General features: G+C 46.1%; 11 protein-coding genes. 4 read left to right on the top strand and 7 right to left on the bottom strand.

Features of this window, described 5'->3' with window-relative positions; translation table 11 throughout:
- Positions 1-143: 143 nt before the first annotated feature.
- The 3 genes from recD to recC all read right to left on the bottom strand — a co-directional run bounded on the left by recD (position 144) and on the right by recC (position 9,783).
- On the bottom strand, positions 144-2,291 hold the full coding sequence (gene recD / locus R8N47_RS02920; RefSeq protein ID WP_064354252.1) for an exodeoxyribonuclease V subunit alpha: 2,148 nt from the start codon (positions 2,289-2,291) through the stop codon (positions 144-146).
- Entirely contained in the window at positions 2,291-5,965 is a 3,675-nt protein-coding gene (gene recB / locus R8N47_RS02915) for an exodeoxyribonuclease V subunit beta (RefSeq protein ID WP_064354299.1), read from the bottom strand. Before recB ends, recD begins: the two co-directional genes overlap by 1 nt.
- Positions 5,966-6,291: 326 nt before the next feature.
- On the bottom strand, positions 6,292-9,783 hold the full coding sequence (gene recC / locus R8N47_RS02910) for an exodeoxyribonuclease V subunit gamma (RefSeq protein ID WP_064354253.1): 3,492 nt from the start codon (positions 9,781-9,783) through the stop codon (positions 6,292-6,294).
- 252 nt (positions 9,784-10,035) lie between these two features.
- Between recC and R8N47_RS02905 the strand changes: the two genes are divergently transcribed.
- Positions 10,036-11,859 (top strand): DUF3413 domain-containing protein, encoded by a 1,824-nt coding sequence (locus R8N47_RS02905; RefSeq protein WP_064354254.1) that lies wholly within the window; start codon positions 10,036-10,038, stop codon positions 11,857-11,859.
- Between the two features lie 75 nt (positions 11,860-11,934).
- Here the strand turns inward: R8N47_RS02905 and R8N47_RS02900 are convergent, their stop codons facing one another.
- A complete protein-coding gene (locus R8N47_RS02900) occupies positions 11,935-12,909 on the bottom strand; it encodes a TDT family transporter (protein WP_017636010.1) in 975 nt (324 codons plus the stop codon).
- 109 nt (positions 12,910-13,018) lie between these two features.
- Between R8N47_RS02900 and R8N47_RS02895 the strand changes: the two genes are divergently transcribed.
- The gene (locus R8N47_RS02895; RefSeq protein ID WP_017636009.1) at positions 13,019-13,945 is read left to right on the top strand and encodes a LysR substrate-binding domain-containing protein; all 927 of its coding nucleotides are present in this window, start codon (positions 13,019-13,021) and stop codon (positions 13,943-13,945) included.
- Positions 13,946-14,073: 128 nt separating this feature from the next.
- Positions 14,074-14,373, top strand: coding sequence for a YebG family protein (locus tag R8N47_RS02890; RefSeq protein ID WP_005380208.1), 300 nt, complete (start codon positions 14,074-14,076; stop codon positions 14,371-14,373).
- Between the two features lie 57 nt (positions 14,374-14,430).
- On the opposite strand, the gene R8N47_RS02885 is transcribed toward R8N47_RS02890, so the two are convergent.
- Positions 14,431-15,027 carry a hypothetical protein gene (locus R8N47_RS02885; protein WP_136976869.1) on the bottom strand — a complete coding sequence of 199 codons (597 nt, stop codon included), beginning with the start codon at positions 15,025-15,027 and terminating at the stop codon, positions 14,431-14,433.
- Positions 15,017-15,631 carry an AHH domain-containing protein gene (locus R8N47_RS02880; RefSeq protein WP_033905557.1) on the bottom strand — a complete coding sequence of 205 codons (615 nt, stop codon included), beginning with the start codon at positions 15,629-15,631 and terminating at the stop codon, positions 15,017-15,019. The genes R8N47_RS02885 and R8N47_RS02880 overlap by 11 nt, the downstream gene beginning before the upstream one ends.
- A gap of 446 nt (positions 15,632-16,077) precedes the next feature.
- Here R8N47_RS02880 and dapD point away from each other — a divergent pair, with 446 nt between their 5' ends.
- A complete protein-coding gene (dapD, locus tag R8N47_RS02875) occupies positions 16,078-17,109 on the top strand; it encodes a 2,3,4,5-tetrahydropyridine-2,6-dicarboxylate N-succinyltransferase (RefSeq protein WP_025768219.1) in 1,032 nt (343 codons plus the stop codon).
- Positions 17,110-17,179: 70 nt separating this feature from the next.
- On the opposite strand, the gene glpQ is transcribed toward dapD, so the two are convergent.
- Positions 17,180-18,235 carry a glycerophosphodiester phosphodiesterase gene (glpQ, locus tag R8N47_RS02870; RefSeq protein WP_005380201.1) on the bottom strand — a complete coding sequence of 352 codons (1,056 nt, stop codon included), beginning with the start codon at positions 18,233-18,235 and terminating at the stop codon, positions 17,180-17,182.
- Positions 18,236-18,260: the final 25 nt, after the last annotated feature.

The raw sequence follows: 18,260 nt of genomic DNA, 5'->3' as shown, positions 1-18,260 counted from the left end.
TGATATGTGAATGAGAAAGGAGAAATATATCGCTAAGAAAGAGCCTTACTCAATAACAATCCATTTTGCATGAAAACGAAATGGCAAATATAAGACCCGCCACAAAGAATCATCTTCGAAAATGTCACAATCACAAGTAAAAATTAATTCGTAAGCCGCTTTACTAACCCACTCGCACGAGTGGTTTTCACCTTAATGCCTCGCTTCAGAACATTGAGTTCGGCGTAAAGAGCTAAGCGCTTTTTCGCGCGGGTAATGCCTGTGTAAATCAACTCACGGGTTAATATCGGGCTAAAGTCTGGTGGCAAAATCATCAAGGTGTAATCAAATTCACTGCCTTGCGATTTATGGATGGTCATAGCGTAAGCCGTTTCATGTTCAGGTACTCGGCTTGGCAAGACCGATTTCACACTGCCGTCAGGTAACTCGAAAAAGACTTTCAAACGCGGTTCTTCTTCACTGTCATCTCGCATGCAAATACCAATATCACCGTTATACAAACCTAAACCGTGATCATTACGCGTAACCATGACGGGTCTGCCGTGATACCAAATTTCATCCTGAACTTGAATGAACTTGCGCGCCGCGAGCGCTTTCTCAATGCGTTGGTTTAGCCCAGCCACACCGAAGTCACCTTCACGGATCGCGCACAGCAGTCGGCATTGGTTGAAGGTATCTAACACCGCTTTGGCTTTGTGCGTTAGCGACTCTGGCTCTCCGGTTTTAGGATCAGTTTCCTGTTGTCCAATGCGTTTGAGGTAACGACCGTATTCCTGCACCAACGTCTGCATCATTTGGTTGTAATGTTGACTACTTAGCGCGAAGTGTTCGATGTCAGAAAAGTCACGCGCCCAGACGTTATCTACGCTCGCAGCAGAACCGGAGTTAACCGCTTTTGCCAACTGACCAATGCCTGAGCGAGCATCAAATCGGTAGCTCTTTTGCAGCATACATAAACTATCAGCAATGCTAGATGCACTGTTACCCGTATGCGCTAAAGTATCGAAACCTGTCAGTTTTGCGATGGCTGACGCCTGCTCTTTGCCATAACCCAATGCATGGAACGAACAGATATCACCCAACACAGCCCCTGCTTCAACTGAAGCAAGTTGGTCTTTATCACCTAGCAAAATCAGCCGCGCATGTTTCGGTAAGGCATCGACCACTTTATACATCATTGGTAAATCAACCATCGACGCTTCGTCGATAACTAAAATATCCAAATGCAGTGGATTTTGCTTGTTGTGACGAAATTCTGCGCTATTAGGAATCGCGCCAAGCAATCGATGCAAGGTGCTTGATTCAGTCGGTATTTTGGCTTTTAGCTCCGGAGAAACTGGCAGCTCTTGCACTGCTTTACCAATGGACTCGGTTAATCGCGCCGCCGCTTTCCCCGTCGGGGCCACCAGCTTGATGGTTAGATTTTTCTCGTGCGTCGCCTGTTCAATCAAAGCAGCAAGCAATTTGGTTACTGTCGTCGTTTTACCCGTACCAGGGCCACCAGAAATCACAGCAAATCGACGAGTTAACGCAACCGCCGCCGCAACTTTTTGCCAGTTCACGCAAGCCGAGAGTGGCACGAGTTCATCCAGTGTTTGCAAATCCTGAACCTTGCGCGCATTGCTAAGCACGGAATCAATGGCGTGCCAATCCAACGATTCGCTTGCGACCACATCAAGGTGGTCACACACCAATTGCTGACGCAACACTTGATTGCTGCTTCCCGCTTCTACTGCTTTGCCCAACGCGTTAAACAGAAAATGGTATTGGCGTGCGAACAGATGGTTGAGCAACTCCGATAATCGCGCAAACTCTTGTGGTTGCAAGTTAACTGCGGCGCCCAACTGATTGAGCTTTTCCGCCAGTGTCACTTCATAATGCCAATAGCGATGCAGATACAGACGCTCACCATCGAACATTAAAGGCAAGGCTTCTCCTTGCGCGCCGACCACGCTGGAATTTTGTAATACTTGAATCCAGTCTATGCCTTGCAACTGTGTGTTAAGCGCCAATGCCGACTCACCAAACAGCCCTAGCTTACTGGCTAAATCCGTAGATTGCCCTTGTGCATCGCACAGAGACAGACAGATATGTCCTTTACCAAGCTCACTACTGACAACACCCGCGATAAACGCCAGTGCTTGGCTGTCCGACTGTTCATCATGCGTTTGAGAATCAATAAAACAGGCGAATTGGTAGTCGAGCTGACGAATAGCACCTTTGTGCGCCAAGCGTTCCAACACTACCAATAGGCTATTTTGGTCAGAATGAAGATTGTGATTTGTCGTCATTAAAGTAGCTCCATCTGTCCGGCTTGAGTTGAGCGCGTTTCAAGTACTTGACCATCAATCAAACGATCCATCTCTTGTAAGAAGTCTAAGGTTGGTTTCGCGGCAAAAATGCCGTGGTCACTCTGCCCATCCATGCCGCGCAAGAACAAGTAATACACGCCACCGAAGTGATGATCATATTGATAATTCGCCAATCGGCTGCGTAGGAAACGATGCAGTGCTAACGCATAAATCTGATACTGCAAATCGTAGCGGTGATCCGCCATGGCCGATTTCAGAGCCTCACCATGGTAGCTCGTTACATCGTCGCCAAGATGATTCGATTTCCAGTCAAGCACGTAGTATTTACCTTGATGTTCAAACACCAAGTCGATAAAACCTTTGAGCATGCCTTGCACGGTTTGGAAACCTAAATCCCCCGCTTTCGCCGACAACGGATCGTGACGTTGAATGACTCGGTTTAACGCCGGTGCAGACAAAACTTCAACCGGCAGCAAAAATTCCATCTCCACCAAACGTTGCGACGGTGCTTTTTGACTCAGCAGCAAAGACTTACCATCCAACGGCGTTGCGAGTACGGTATCAATCAATTGCTGTAAAATGGGTAACCACTCTTCATCAAGCTGTTCGCTTTCCATCAAGCCAAGGATGATTTGTGTATTCTCTTCCGTCGTGGCTAGCTGAGTAAATTCAATTTCCTCAAACAGGCTGTGCAGGAACGTACCCGGACGCGCACCGCGAGGGAAGGTAAAAATAGAGCGCTCTGGCTCCAGTAAATCCGCTTCGTCTTGCTCTTCAGATGAGTCGATATCAAAACCCGTAATCTCAATCGTGGCATCATGCTCGGCGTGATGAGAGCCTTGCTTGACCAAGCCAGAATAACTGGTGATGCGCCAGTTTCTGTCGATAGGGTTTTGCAGCTCTTTCGCGCTAAGATCGTGTATTTCTTCTTGTGGCGCTACGTATTTCTCTTCGAGTTGCTGCGGCGGATCGGCCACAACGACACAATCAAGCTCATCTTGTTGCTTTGTTAACCTTTGGTGCAAATCGTTAATGCCACCTTCTTGACCATTCTGAATCAAATAGCCAATCGCACTGCGGTGTACGCCAGTTGGCTCTTTGGTCGAACGGCCATTGCGCAAAGGCGAGGCTCCAATAAAACACGCATACACAGCACGCGTTAACGCCACGTATATCAAGCGTAAGTCTTCCGCCAAACGCTCTTTATCCGCTTGCTTCATGGACGCATCGTTGCCAGTGATATCCAGTACCGTGCGGTCATTGGCTGCATCGTAATATTTTGCTTCGCTGGCTTCTCGATAGCTGAACACAAACGGCAGAAATACGAGGTCATACTCCAAGCCTTTTGATTTGTGAATAGTTACGATCTGCACTAAGTTACGTTCCGATTCTAAACGTTGGATTTGGTCATCACTGCCACCCAAACCGTTTTCCGCATCACTGATAGACTGAGCGAGCCAACGCAGCAGACCGTGATCGCTGTCCAGTTCATTACTGGCTTGTTGAAGCAGTTCACCGATGTGCATTAAATCGGTAAGCACTCGCTCACCATTTTCACCCTGTGAACTCGCGCCTTCTTCTAGTAATCGCTCGGCAATATGGCGTTTGCTGATCACCGCGCGCAACATCGGCAGCACACCACGTTGAACCCAAAGTTTGCGATATTCTTTGAATTCGTTTACGGCGTTTTCCCACACAATTTCATCGTTATTAAGTGCATCCAAACTTGCTGCATCAAGGGCAAACAGCTCAGAGGCAAGACTTGCACGCAGCGCACGGTCATTTTCTGGCGTCAGCACCGCTTGCAGCAAACGCTGTAAATCCTGCGCCACAGAACTGGTAAACACACTGTCTCGGTTAGACAGGTACACGCTGGCAATGCCTTGGTTTGCCAGGGCTTGTTTGACCATTCGACCTTCACTACCTGTTCGAACCAACACCGCGATATCGCCCGCTTGAACCGCTTTCTGATTTTCGCCATTCACCAGACACGCTTGCCCCTGTTGAGCCTGCGTCAAAATGGTTTGGATTTGGCTTGCGGTCGCCTCTGCCATTCGAGTCAAATACTCGCCTTTTGGTAGCGGTTTATCGTCCGCTTCTTGCAACCAATAAGTCAGCGCTGGTTGCTTTTGGCCACCCATAGTCCAAATGCGTTTTTCGGCATTGGGACTGTACTTAACGGGTAAGAACGGAATATCCGAATCGTAGATAAATGGACTGTCTGGCAAAGCAAATACTTGGTTTACCGCCTGCACCATATCTGCGCTAGAACGCCAGTTGGTTCCTAACGTGTAGTGGGCACTTACTTGGTTACGCGCTTTGATATAAGTGAAAATGTCTGCGCCACGAAAGCCATAAATCGCCTGCTTTGGGTCACCGATCATAAACAAACCGCATTCCGGGTTGTTCAGATAAATACGGCTGAAAATACTGTATTGAAGCGGGTCGGTATCTTGGAACTCGTCAATCATAGCGACAGGATACAAAGTACGAATACGCGCCGCTAAAAGCTCGCTTTCGTCCGTATCGATAGAAGCAGAAAGTTGTGTCAGCAAATCATCGAAAGAGAGCCACTGTTTTTGATTTTTCGCGTTGGCCAGCATCACACGACAATGCTCAACCGCATGAGCAAGCAGTGGCGCTTTTAAGCTGATTGGATTGGCAAGAAATGTTTCAATGGCTTCAAATACCGCATGCTGCGGCGCACTGCCTTTCGGTGTTTTTTCCAACAAGACGTTTTGCGCGAATTTCTCCAGCTTGTCTGGATAATCGTAACCTGTGGTTTCCGTTGCCGCCCAAGCATTCACCGCCTCCAACCACGTCGGCAGAGACTTTTTGGTGTAGCTGCGTTTGTTAATATCTGAATCTGAAATCAGCGTGAAGAAGTCATCTTGGCTTTCTCGCCACTGTGCTTTTAATTCATCAATTTTTTTCAGATTTTCAGTATGAAGATCAGCCAAACTGCCTTTCATTGCAGGAACAGAAAGGATTAACGGCGCACCGGTTAAGTAATTGCTGATGTCAGACAACAACGCAGATGGAGAGCTCCATAGCTGGCGAATTTCCCCAGCCAAGGTAAATGGCAACGGGTAGAAATTGCGGCGCCAGTAATCGGCTACAACTTGCGCTTTTAGGTGACTTTCATCGGTCACAAACTCGTTATTAAATCGGCTGCCAGATTCAAACGCATTTTGCGTTAGCATACGTTGGCAAAAACCGTGAATGGTGTAGACCGCCGCCTCGTCCATCTGACGCTCTGCCTGCAATAAAATTTCTGCGGCTTGCTTGTGATCGTCAAACTCATTAAGCAAAGGTTGGATCACCGGGTCGGAACTCTGTCCACGCGCAAACGCGATTCGCGCATCATGGATTCTTGCCCTGATACGATCGCGCAATTCCACAGTTGCCGCTTCGGTAAAGGTTACAACCAGAATTTGGTCGACCGTAAGCGGTACGCGATGTCGAGTTTCCGCGCTGCCGTGACGAAGCAAAAGGCGCAGATATAAACCTGCAATAGTGAAGGTTTTACCTGTACCTGCTGATGCCTCGATTAACCTCGCACCATGCAGAGGAAACGTCATCGGTTCTAGTGGCGTTGGTTGAGGTTGCTCTGTGCGGTCTAATGTATGTAGAGGACACTCTGCACCTGACATTTGATCCATAACGCTGAATCTCTCCGGATTATTTACTAGGACGTATCACCTAATAAATGTGATCTATAGTTAAAAATTCTATTAATATGTTTAACAAGTTGGATAATTTAGAGCTTTGTGAGATCTTTCTCACGGTTATCCATAAGACGTACCGTTAGTATGCGCCCCACGAGATAAGCCAAACCTTTTGGCGGCACAACTCAAATGAATTAAACAAAAGTATCATGGTCCCTCTGACCTTGTGGCCGTACAGCGAACGCCCTACAAAAAATAATGATTTTCTGGCGGCCACCCTACTCTTCCTTCTCTTTATCCAACTGTCTTTATTACGCTTTTACGTCATCAGCGTCTTGAACCGCTAAGCGCGCACCTTGCAAAACTAATGCTGTCAGCAAACGAACTTCTGAGGCCAACTCATCATTCCAAGCAGGCCAAATTCGAGAGATGTACGCATTATTGCCCTCGCCCGGGCTCATGAAGCCATCATTGAATGCGTCAGCCATTTTCTTCAAAGATTTCTCTTCGTCATCTACCCACTGACCGCGACTAAAGCCCGCTTCAACACAAGCCAACGCCGTTTTCGGGAAATAAGGCAAAGGCTTAGTCATGCCTTCGAAGAATAAGCGAACTAATTCAGTCAGTAGCTGTTTGGCATACTGAGCATCGGCAATTTCTGGGTAGATCAAATGCAGCGCGCCTTCTTTACGATCGTAACCAATGATGTGGGTTTTCTTAGCATGACCCGACGCCGACATGGCAAGGTGATCGATCCACGCAGCAACGTAATCCTGCGAGCGAATCTTACCGCTTCGATAGCGAATCAAACCGGATTGGTAGCATTGAGTTAGCCAACCTGTTAGGCGAACGTTTTTCTCTTCGCCTTCATTTCGCTCAAACAAGGAATCAAACGTCAGGTCGATTTCCAAATCGTCTTGAGGCGCACCAGATAAAAACGCCAGTTTATCCACCAGCTCTTCCGCCTGAACTCGGTTGGTTTCAAATTCGATATCACCAAACGCCCCCACCGGCAGTTTGCCTTGCGCGCGCTGTTGACTCATAAAGTGTTTAAGCACCTCTGTTTTTTTCTCTGGCTGCATCAATGTCGTTTCAAGCAAGATTTCTAACAGCTCATCACGCATTTGATAGCTTTCCAAACCACCTAAAACAAAGGGTTCGTCGTCTTCCATCACCGGTAGCGGCGGTTCAAAGATTACTTTTAAACGACGATTGAAAAAATACTGCACTGGTAAACGCCAGAAACGTTGCAACTCGACTAAGTCGAGCTCAAGCGGGAACGTCGCTCCCAACAGATAGTCGTCTAATGCCCGATTAAAATCACGACGGACATAGCCTTGCGATTGACTGCTTTGAGTCAATGCCGCTGGAATCCACTCTTTCGCGTAGCTGGCGTGCATGCCTTGGAACGCACTTGGGCTAAACGGCACCATGGCGTGGGTATTCACCAACGCATTTAATAAGTTGTCGCCAGACTCATCAACAGGCAACGCTTCATCACCACTTAAACAATAGTTTTGGTGGCAGTATTCCATCAGCTCAGAAACCAGAACCGAAGGCACTCGCTCGGTATTGTCTTGGATTGAACGGCCAACATAACTGATGTAGAGCGTTTGCTGTGCAGACAACATCGCTTCGAGGAATAGATAACGGTCATCATCTCGGCGCGAACGGTCGCCCGGTTTGGTTCTTCCTGTCATCAAGTCAAAGCCTTCTGGCGGCATGGAGCGTGGGTACACGCCGTCATTCATCCCCAGTAGACAAACGGTTCTAAACGGAATAGAGCGCATCGGCATCAGGGTACAAAAGTTCACTTGACCAGCAAGGAAGCGCTGGCTGACTCGTGTGCCAGATAATTTGTTTTGAAGGTATTGGCTGATGATCGACGGCGATAACGCATCATCAAATGCGGCATCAGCTAATTGCTCTTTGAGTTGGCTGAGCGTATCGCGAATGGATTTGAGCGCCATTTCGCCTTCTAACTCAACTGAGAAGAAGTCATCCAGCAGTAAAACTAAAGTCTCTCGCCAACCATCAATAGTCTGAACATGAGAAAGTTTGCTTCGATAAGTGCTAATTTGTTGGATAAAGTGTGCCAACTTGCCCGCCAGCTCTGCGCCCATGCCTTGCACTTCGTTGTACGGAGACAAACTGCCTTGCTCGGTTTCAAACAAACCAGCGGATTCTGGCATCGCGTAGCCAAGCAACATGCGTTGAATACCAAATTGCCATGTGTTTTGACGAGTTTCCGGCAGTTCAAATTCGCGTCCGGTATTGGCATCCAACCCCCAGCGAATTCCCGATTCCTCAACCCATTGTTTGGCTTGTAAGAAATCATCTTCGCTGAGTTCAAAACGCTTTAATATCGCTGGAGTTTCCAGAAGTTCGAGTAGTTCTGATGCCAAACAGCGCGTATTGGGTAAGTTCACCAACTGCATAAATGCAGCCAGAATTGGGCTCTCTTGATCGGCGGTTCGGTCAGAAATCGAATATGGAATAAAACGCTCACCCGGCGCGTTACCAAAGACCGCCTGAATCGCAGGGCTGTAAGCGTTGATGTCCGCGACCATCACGATAATATCGCGCGGTTTTAACGTTGGGTCAGCATCGAACATCGCCAACAGTTGATCATGCAGCACTTCAACTTCGCGCATCGGGCTGTGACAAGCGTGTAGGCTCAGTGATTTATCACCCAAGCTAACCACTTGTTTGTGATGACTGTTTTCAATCTGTTGATCATCTTGATGTTCTTCAAGATTGAGAATATCCGCTTGCAATTGATGGAGCAGACTGTCGCGCTCAACATCAACAAAGGCTTCGATTTCATGAGATTCCAGCTGAGACAACAGATACATATTGTCGCGCCCGAGTTTACCCATGGATGCCAACAGACTGTTTCCGACCACATCGGTGTGCAGCTCATCGATCACATTATCTTCCAGTGATCCTTTCAGTTGCTCAGTTTCACCTTGCACTTCCGAGTGATCGTCCTGCCACACAACGTGCTGACGATGTTTCGCCGCCAAACGAGCCAGATATTTGCGATCTCGAACTTCACCCCAGTAATAACGACACGGGTTGGTGAACATCAGATGCACGTCGATGTGTTCACCAATTGCTTTTAGCGCATCCATATAGCGAGGCGGCAACGAAGAAATGCCAAAAACAAACAAACGCTTGGGTAAATGGTCAAAATTGCCGTTAAAACTCTCTAACGTGTCGATAAAGTGCTCATAAAGGTTGGCACGGTGATATGGAGACTGTCCTAATGACACAGTGTGATCATACAACGCTTGCCATAAGATCGGCTGCCACGGATGCTCATCTTCCAGCTCTGGCACACTCTGCCCTGCTTCCCAACTTGCGATCCACTCCGGACGATACACCAAGTAACCATCGAAAATATCGGCAATTTTCTCAGCCAGTTGATACAGCTTAGAGTGATCACTGTCATCTTTGAGGTACTGCGCTAACGGCGAAAACACGTCTTGGTTGAGAAGCCCCGGCAGCAGATGCATCAACTTCCAAGTCATCGCTTCTTTGTTAAACGCACTGCGTTTTGGCACGTCTGGCAACACCTGCGTAAACATTTCCCAAATGAAGGTAGCAGGAAGCGGAAAATCAATGTTCGCGGCAACACCAAACTCTTTGGCCAATTCCATTTTTAGCCACTGGGACATGCCCGGACTTTGAACCAGAATTTGTTCTTTTTCGAACGGGTTTTCCAGCGGACTGATTCGAATCAGTTCGACAAGGAGTGATTTAAGAACGTCAACTTGGTTGGAGTGATAAACAGTAAACAAATTGGGAATACCGAGCGCCGATTGAAACTGTTAGCTAGCTTAGCACAGCCCCATTTAAACCCGCAGTGATCTCGCGTTCGGAAAAAACAAAAGGTTATATATCACTCAAATAGAGTATGAATCTTCTGAATTTTCACATGTCAATCAAGTCTGACACTTCCATACAAAATGTGACATTCGTCGCAACTATTCCATAATAAAAAACACTGTTTTATACTCCCTCTACCCATAATTTATAAACAAACAAAAAGTATGTTTCGCAAACTGTCTTCCAACAGCGCTTGGCTGATTGCTTTTTTTGCTTGCTTTGCAGTGTACCTGTCGATCGCTTGTTATCCTTTTGTGTTGTCTAACAATCAGAATGAACCGCTAACCTTGTTGCAAGGTTACTATTTGGTTTCGACTCAATATGGCTGGCTGGGCTTGATCGCTCTTCCATTTATGTTGTTGAGTTTATTGCTCTCTTTTCTACCGACTCGAGTATTCAAAGGCATCGTGATCGCTATCGCGATCTGTCTATTGATTATGTTTAAAGTCGATATTCTCGTTTTTCAGCAATACAAACTTCACATCAACGCTCTATTAATCCGTATGTTTTTCGAAGGTGGTGATGATGTCTTCGATATTTCGTGGATGAGTTGGCTAATCTTCATCAGTGAAATTGCCGTTCTGGTGATCGGGCTCGCTTGTACCGTTTGGGTAAGTAATCAACTGGCACAAAGCCGAGCTAAGTTCGTTTTGATCAGCGTCTGGTTTGCTGTATTGCTTAGCACGCAGATGATTCATGCGTACAAAAACGCACTTTACGACGATGAAGTCAGTCAGTTTTCGAATAACTGGCCACTTTACTACCCGCTGACGGCTCGTAAATTTATTTACAAACACGACCTAGTGGATGAGAACATTGCATCGAAGAACCGCGTAGAGTTAACCAACATTGAACGTAGCTCACTCAACTATCCGCTTGCGCCGATTCAAGTGCAAAGCAAAGAGAAACAACCCAATGTTTTGTTTATCTTGGTTGACGCGTGGCGCTACAGTGATGCGACGCCGGAAGTCATGCCAAATGTCAGTAAGTTCGCTGAAAAGACAGTGAATTTCACACAACACATGAGCGGCGGCAACTCAACTCAAGCGGGTATTTTCAGCCTGTTTTACAGCTTGCCAGCGACCTACTGGGAAAGCTTTTACGCAAGTCAACGCTCTCCTATTTTTATGGATACGCTGCAAGCAGAAGGCTACCGCATGGGCATTTTTGGCTCGGCACCGCTCACCAGCCCGCCACTTTCTCGCACGGTATTCAAAAAAGTGTCGGACTTGACCCTGAAACAAACTGGGGAAACAGCTGTCGAGCGCGATCAGCAGATAACAGACAAGTTCATCGAGTTCCAAAAGCAGGATAGCGACAAGCCGTACTTTGGTTTTCTGTTCTACGATGCCGCCCACGGCACAGTATTTCCCGAACCTGAATTTGCGAAATTCAAACCATACTGGGAACGCGTTGACCACATTTTGCTCAACAACGATTTTGACGCTTCGCTTTACCATAATCGATACAAGAACTCGTTGTACTACATCGATAGCTTGATTGGTGATGTGCTGAAAAACGTCGACTTAGACAATACCATTGTGGTGATTTCATCAGATCATGGTGAAGAGTTTAACGACCATAAGATGAACTATTGGGGCCACACGGGTAACTACAGTGACGTTCAAGTACATGTGCCTCTTTACGTGTACATGCCAAATCGTCAGCCAGAGCAAGTTGATTACCGCACGACCCATTTTGACGTCGTGCCAACCATGATGAATACGCTGTTTGACGTTCAAGGAACAACGAGTTCATACAGCGTTGGTCATAACTTGTTTGATAGCTCTGCCTCTCGCGATTGGTATATTGCAGGCAGCTACTACAACTATGCATTGGTCGGCAAAGAACTGATGCTTGTGGTTAACCCTGGCGGGCACTCTCAGCAACTGAATCGTCAGTTAAAAGTCGAGAAAGAACAGAAAGTTCCTGTCGATATCATTCGTCATTCTCTGGATGAGATGTCGCGATTTTACAAAAAAGGCTAGCGTCCAACATCGACGCCGATTGAAATAAAAAAGCCTCTTGGTTGTAAGACCAAGAGGCTTTTTCCTATCTGTTATTTAAGCGTGATGAGCGTGCATCAAGCGTGGCTGAATCAACAAGTTGTTGATGTATTGTAAGGCCACATAAGAGACAACAAATGTTGCCACAATCAACTCAAGACCAGCTAAGCCTCGCACTTGTTGAACATAGTGCGCAGCCAATCCTTGCAACTCCATCCAATTCGCCATTTTAAACAGCGCCGTCGCACCGATCACCATCGGGAAGGTAAACGCTGCATAGCCAGGGCTGAATGGCAGTCTTAACAATTTAAAGAAGGCTAAGTAGATGATGGCTGTCATCAATACCGCGATACCAAATAGCATAGCGATGATCACTGGTGATGGTGTCGCAGTGACCGTTAAGTACCCTGCCAATGATAGACTTGCTGGCGCTGCCATGATTGCCATTGTTGGTTTCGCTGCATCCGGAATTTCATGGGTGAACATGAAACGGTAAATCATCATCGGCAACATGATCGCGTACGCCACCATACCAAACATCAATGCACCTTGTGCCACTGGTGCTAGCATCGGGTTGCCAGAGAAAGACACATCCGCAACGATGATACCCACAGGCGGTACAAACCAACTAGGAACCATGTGGTGCAATTCAAAATCTTTGGCGCGATGGTAAACAAAGCTCACCAAGAATACGATGTGCAAAACCACCGCAATCAGCCAAAGCGCATCGCCAGCTAATGGGTAAAAATGGCCGAGAGAGTTCGATACCACCATAGTGCCCATCGCAAATGTCGGAACCACGCTGCCCACAACCGGATGAGCAAGATCTTGTCTCAATAGATGATTATGTAGCAAAAACTTGGTTGCCAATATAGCCAACAATATGCTCGCGATACCCGCACTAATCCACTGTCCGTAGCCATGTAATTCGGCGAAGTTTTCCCAACTCCAGCCCAAGCTTGCAATACCAAGAGCCAAACCCGCCATTGGAGTTGGCGCTCCCATTACTTTTGCTTTTGTTCTTTGAATCATGATGACCTCAACCAGACTCACTCTTGATGAGACGTATAATACGCTTGCACTTCGTTCCGATATATCTAATTATTTAAAACAAACGTTCAGAATTACTTAACGGTGGGGTATGGCAAGTCACATTTCTCTTAAACAACTGAAAGTGTTTACGACGATCACGCAGCACAAAACGCTCACAGCGGCTTCTGATAGTCTCTTTTTATCGAAAGCCGCAGTGAGCATGGCACTCTCAGAATTAGAAAAACAGATCGGCCATCACTTATTTGATCGTGTTAATAACCGACTGATTTTGAACCAAGAAGGTCAAAAACTACTGCCACTGGCGGATGAATTACTCAACCGAGCCAAGGACATCGAGAGCATTTTCGATGGTGACCAAGCGCTATCGGGCCAACTTCGCATTGGTGCCAGCGACACCATTGGCAACCAAGTCGCGCCCTATTTGCTTAGCGAATTTCGTCAGCAAACGAACCATCGTTCTCAAAGTCTGTTCATTTCTAACTCCGCACAAATCTGCGACATGCTGACCGATTACGAGTTAGACATAGCCCTCATTGAAGGCAAAACACTTCACCCTGAATTGCAGTCTACCCAGTTTAGCGAAGATGAAATGTGCGTGATTTGCGCGCCCAATTCCCCAGCCGCGCACGAAGGGCCAGTAAACTTAACCGAGCTAGAAAACAGTGAATGGATATTGCGAGAGGCAGGCTCTGGTTCACGCGAATTTTTTATGCGCGTTGTCGCGCCGCGCTTGGAACATTGGCATGAAGCTTTTCAGCTCAATACCACCGAAGCGTTGATCAACTCAGTATCGGCAGGGTTAGGCTTGGGCTGTTTGTCACGTTTGTCTGCAGAACCTGCTATTCGTGACGGCCGCGTAAAACTGCTCGACATGCCTTTAGATATGAAACGTCGCTTCTGGTTACTGGTTCATAAAGAGAAATATCAAAGCCCATTGCTCAAAACGTTTATCGAATTTTGCCAAGATTGGGAGCGACCAACAAACCTTCCTTTGGCGGACAAATCCGCAAAGTGAAACCAAGATAGTTTAAATGCTAGTCAGTTAGTTGTACGTGTCTCTCATTCTGAGGCTTGTCGCTAGACTTGATTGGTCAAAAACTGTATAAAAAGCCAGTATCAATACACCAAATTAGGGGACCAACCATGGCTGTAATCGTCAAGTACGTGGTAGAACGCAATGGAGAAGAGAAAATGACTTTTACCTCTAAAGCGGAAGCTGACGCATACGACAAAATGCTGGATATGGCAGACGAGTTATTCTCACTGCTGGGTAAAAGTGAACTTCTAGAAGACGAAGGTAAGCAAGAAGATCTTGCAATGTTCCTTGCGCAAAACAAAGAAGAAGTGCTTTACGCTCTTGGTGCAAAACGTAAACCTGCACCAAAAAAAGCAAAGAAGCTTGAAGCTGTTGAAGAAGATAGCGAGCAAGAAGACGCTGCATAAGCCTCTCATTTGTTTAGAAAAAACGTCGCATTATGCGGCGTTTTTTTATTCCTGAAGTTAAACACTCTCTACTTCATAAAAACTAACCCCGGTAAACTCGTTTTTAGTCACTAGATTTAAAAAGCTATTGTCGGTATTTGAAGTATAGATGCTTATTGGAGAACCACTTAATTTGAAGAGCCTCGGGGTTGAAACTTTAGCACGATCAATAACAAAACGCTTATATGGTCTAGTTCTATGAACTCTGCCATTTGGCTTGTAGTTTATCTCGCACAGTTCAGTATGTAATGCATCCAATTTAGAAGTCACATTAAGTGCATACCAAATGGAGTTATCCACATTTACAGGTAGGAATTCACAACAATCTCCGAGCGTATCTTTGAACAAGCTAGCAATATCATGGCGAACTACGTACGTACAGCTACCCCAGGCAGCAATCATTGGTTTTATTAAGTCATCGGAATCATCATGCCGGAGCCAATCAAGTGTCAATGGTTGCCAAGTTGATATTTTTGAAGCTCCATCGAATATTGGTAAAACTTCATTATTCACGTCGTCTAAACCCAATAGGCTCGTGTGCTCTAGATATAAATATTTATCCACATCTGGCTGAATACCAAATACCTTAGTAAAAGTTTGTTTTTTAAACTGCAATTTCATTCGCCCTTATTTTTCTGGTTATTGGAAACATGCCCATTTTCAAGTCGTCTCCAATATCCTCTAAAACCTCAACGATATCTTCTCTATCTGCATCCTGAGCAATCGTATTTTCAAGTAAATGTTCAACGTTCAAATAGTAAAATGAAGTATGGATACAGGAGTGAGAATAAGCTTCAACCATTTGCGAATGGGGCACATGTTTATTCCATCTTGGTAAAAATACACCATTTTCCGCACTATCTATATCGATTCGAAATGCTGATAGCCTCATTCTGGACTTTGCAGCTCTAATGTCTTTCCATGATACAATATGATGAGCAGCTACATTCTTAGGACGACATTGCCCTGTTTTTTTAAGGATGTTTTTGGCCAAGCGATAACTATGGGCCTTATTATGCTCCCACCTTATATGTTGATTAAGTAAAAGATCATCTTTGGATATCACCCCTCTCTTATACTTAATAGAATCTATCACTGAACCTGCATAAAATATTTGAAATTGCGAAGCTTGCTTGGAAGCGAATAACTTATCACCAGTCACATTAAACAAATCTCTTTCCAGCTCAGACGTTGTAACCGTAACGACTTTTTTACCCATACTGATCTCATTGAAAATGCTTAAAAACGTAGATCAACCTTAATATGAATCAATATGAATATAAAGAATTATTTATCTCAAAACCGAGCCGCCTCAAGCTTGCGCCAAATTTATTTGAACTTATACGACACCTTGTTCTAAACAATTAAAAACATACCTCTGTATCTCGAAAGAACTCGCCAGAATAGGAAAACGCCCTTTCTTTCTAGAGCCGAGACAAGAAACTGCCTTCTATCGTTTCAGCAAAACTCCCCCAATAGACCACCTCGTAGCCACATTTCTCATCAGACAAACATATCTCTAAAAAGACAAAAGGTATCCATCTACGGACTTTCTCCATTTCCCCTCTTTAAACTCCCCAACACTCTCTTTATGATGACTGACAACTTAATTATTTCTTGTCAGTGAACAGACGAGACACAAGACTCAACACATGGAGATCAACTATGGCTTTCTTCTCTCTAGCCTTTGGTACGGCAACTAAAAACCGCGACGGCAAAATCATCGAAGCGTTTTTCCCAAACCCAGTTCTTAACCCAAGCGAAGCGCTTGTTAACGCACTAGCAGCAGTAGCAGGTTACGAGCAAGGCAACCAAGCTATCGAGATCTCTGCAGCACAAAGCGCAGAACTGGCAGCAGCATTTGAAGCAAACGGCGATGCGGCAAACGCATCTTTCGCAGCAAAAGCAGCAGAATCAGCACAACCACTTGTACTGGTTATCCTTGCAACTGACGAACAACCACAAAGCGTTGCTGAAGGCTTCCTAAAGCTTCAACTTATCTCTAACCGCCTAGTTCAACCACACGGCACGGTACTAGACGGCATCTTCGGTCTACTGCACAACATCGCATGGACTAACGAAGGTCCAATCGATCTACCTGAACTAGCAGAGCGTCAAATCGAAGCTCGCCTAGCGGGTCGTGCACTAAGCGTAGATTGCGTAGACAAGTTCCCTAAAATGGTGGACTACGTGGTACCAACTGGCGTTCGTATCGCTGATACTTCTCGCGTACGTCTTGGCGCACACGTTGGCGAAGGCACAACAGTAATGCACGAAGGCTTCATCAACTTCAACGCGGGTACAACAGGCGTAAGCATGGTTGAAGGTCGTATCTCTGCTGGCGTAGTGGTTGGTAACGGCTCTGACATCGGCGGCGGCGCATCTATCATGGGTACGCTATCTGGCGGCGGTAAAGTTGTGGTTTCTATCGGTGAAAACTCGCTACTAGGCGCGAACGCAGGTCTTGGTTTCCCAATGGGTGACCGTTGTACTATCGAATCAGGTCTGTACGTAACTGCTGGTTCTAAAGTACGCATGCTAGATTCTGACGGTCAAGAAGTCGAAGTGGTGAAAGCACGCGATCTTGCTGGAGTTTCTGACCTACTGTTCCGTCGTAACTCTGTAACAGGTCAAATCGAATGTCTTGCTAACAAGAGCGCGGTTGAACTGAACAGCGAACTGCATAAAAACAACTAATAAATAGTTAAGAAAAATCCCCCAGCAGGAAACTGTTGGGGGATTTTTTAGCTTAAAGAAAAATGCGTGATTACTGATTTAAAAAGCTGACCGCTTTATCTGGGAAATCAGTAAACAAACCATCCACTTTTACTTGGTTGTAGTACACATCCATCATGCCTTCAAAGCTGTCAGTGTACGCTGGAATGCGTCCTGGATCGGCGCGGAACGTGTATGGATGCACTTGCAAGCCAGCGTCTTTTGCAGCCTTCATCAACGGCTTGATGATGATATTGTCTTTGGTTGACTTATCATCCACCAGCATCGGCTTCCAAGGTCCAATTCCTTCCGCGTAACTCGCTACTTTCTTCATTCCGTCGGCTTCGAACATCCAGTCATAACTGTATGGTGTTGCCTTGTCGCCTTTGTACACCATAGTTTCGTTCCAGTCCGTGTAAGCCATAAGCTGAACGAGCTTTAAGTCCATGTCCATTGCAGGCATGAGTTCACTGTTGATGCGTTGAAGTTCATTCGCATCAAAACACTGAAGGTAGACTTTGTCGTCTTGAGAGCCGTAACCGTACTGCTTCAAGACTTTAAGTACTGCTTTAGAAATGTCCTTACCTTCATGACGATGGAACCAAGGCGCTTTAATTTCTGGGTAAATACCGATGTCATAACCCAGCGTTTTGTTTAAGCCTTGGATCAGCTCAATCTCTTCAGCAAACGTCGGCACGGTGAAGTCAGATTTCCACATAGGGAATCGGGTTGGATAGCCCGCTACTTTGTTGCCTTTCTCATCGATGTTGAACCCTTCGGTAACTCGCAAGGATTTGATTTCCGCCAGAGTGAAATCAATCGCGTAATAACGACCATCTTTACGTGCACGATCAGGAAAACGCTCCGCAACATCCGTTACGCGATCGAGATAATGGTCATGCAACACGACCAACTGGTCATCTTTCGTCATTACCACATCTTGCTCTATGTAGTCAGGTTTCATTGCGTAAGCAAGTGCTTTGGCTTCTAGCGTGTGCTCAGGCAAGTAGCCCGATGCACCACGATGCGCAATGACAAGCGGCTTCGCAATCGCACCAGCAGAAAGGCTAAGTGCTAAAAAAGTAAGACATACTGACTTTGTTTTCATTGTTATTTCCTTGATAAAGCGAAGA

This window comes from Vibrio sp. 2132-1 (genome assembly GCF_033344315.1).
Note: the sequence above shows the minus strand (reverse complement) of the source record. Positions and strands in the feature narration are given on the sequence as shown.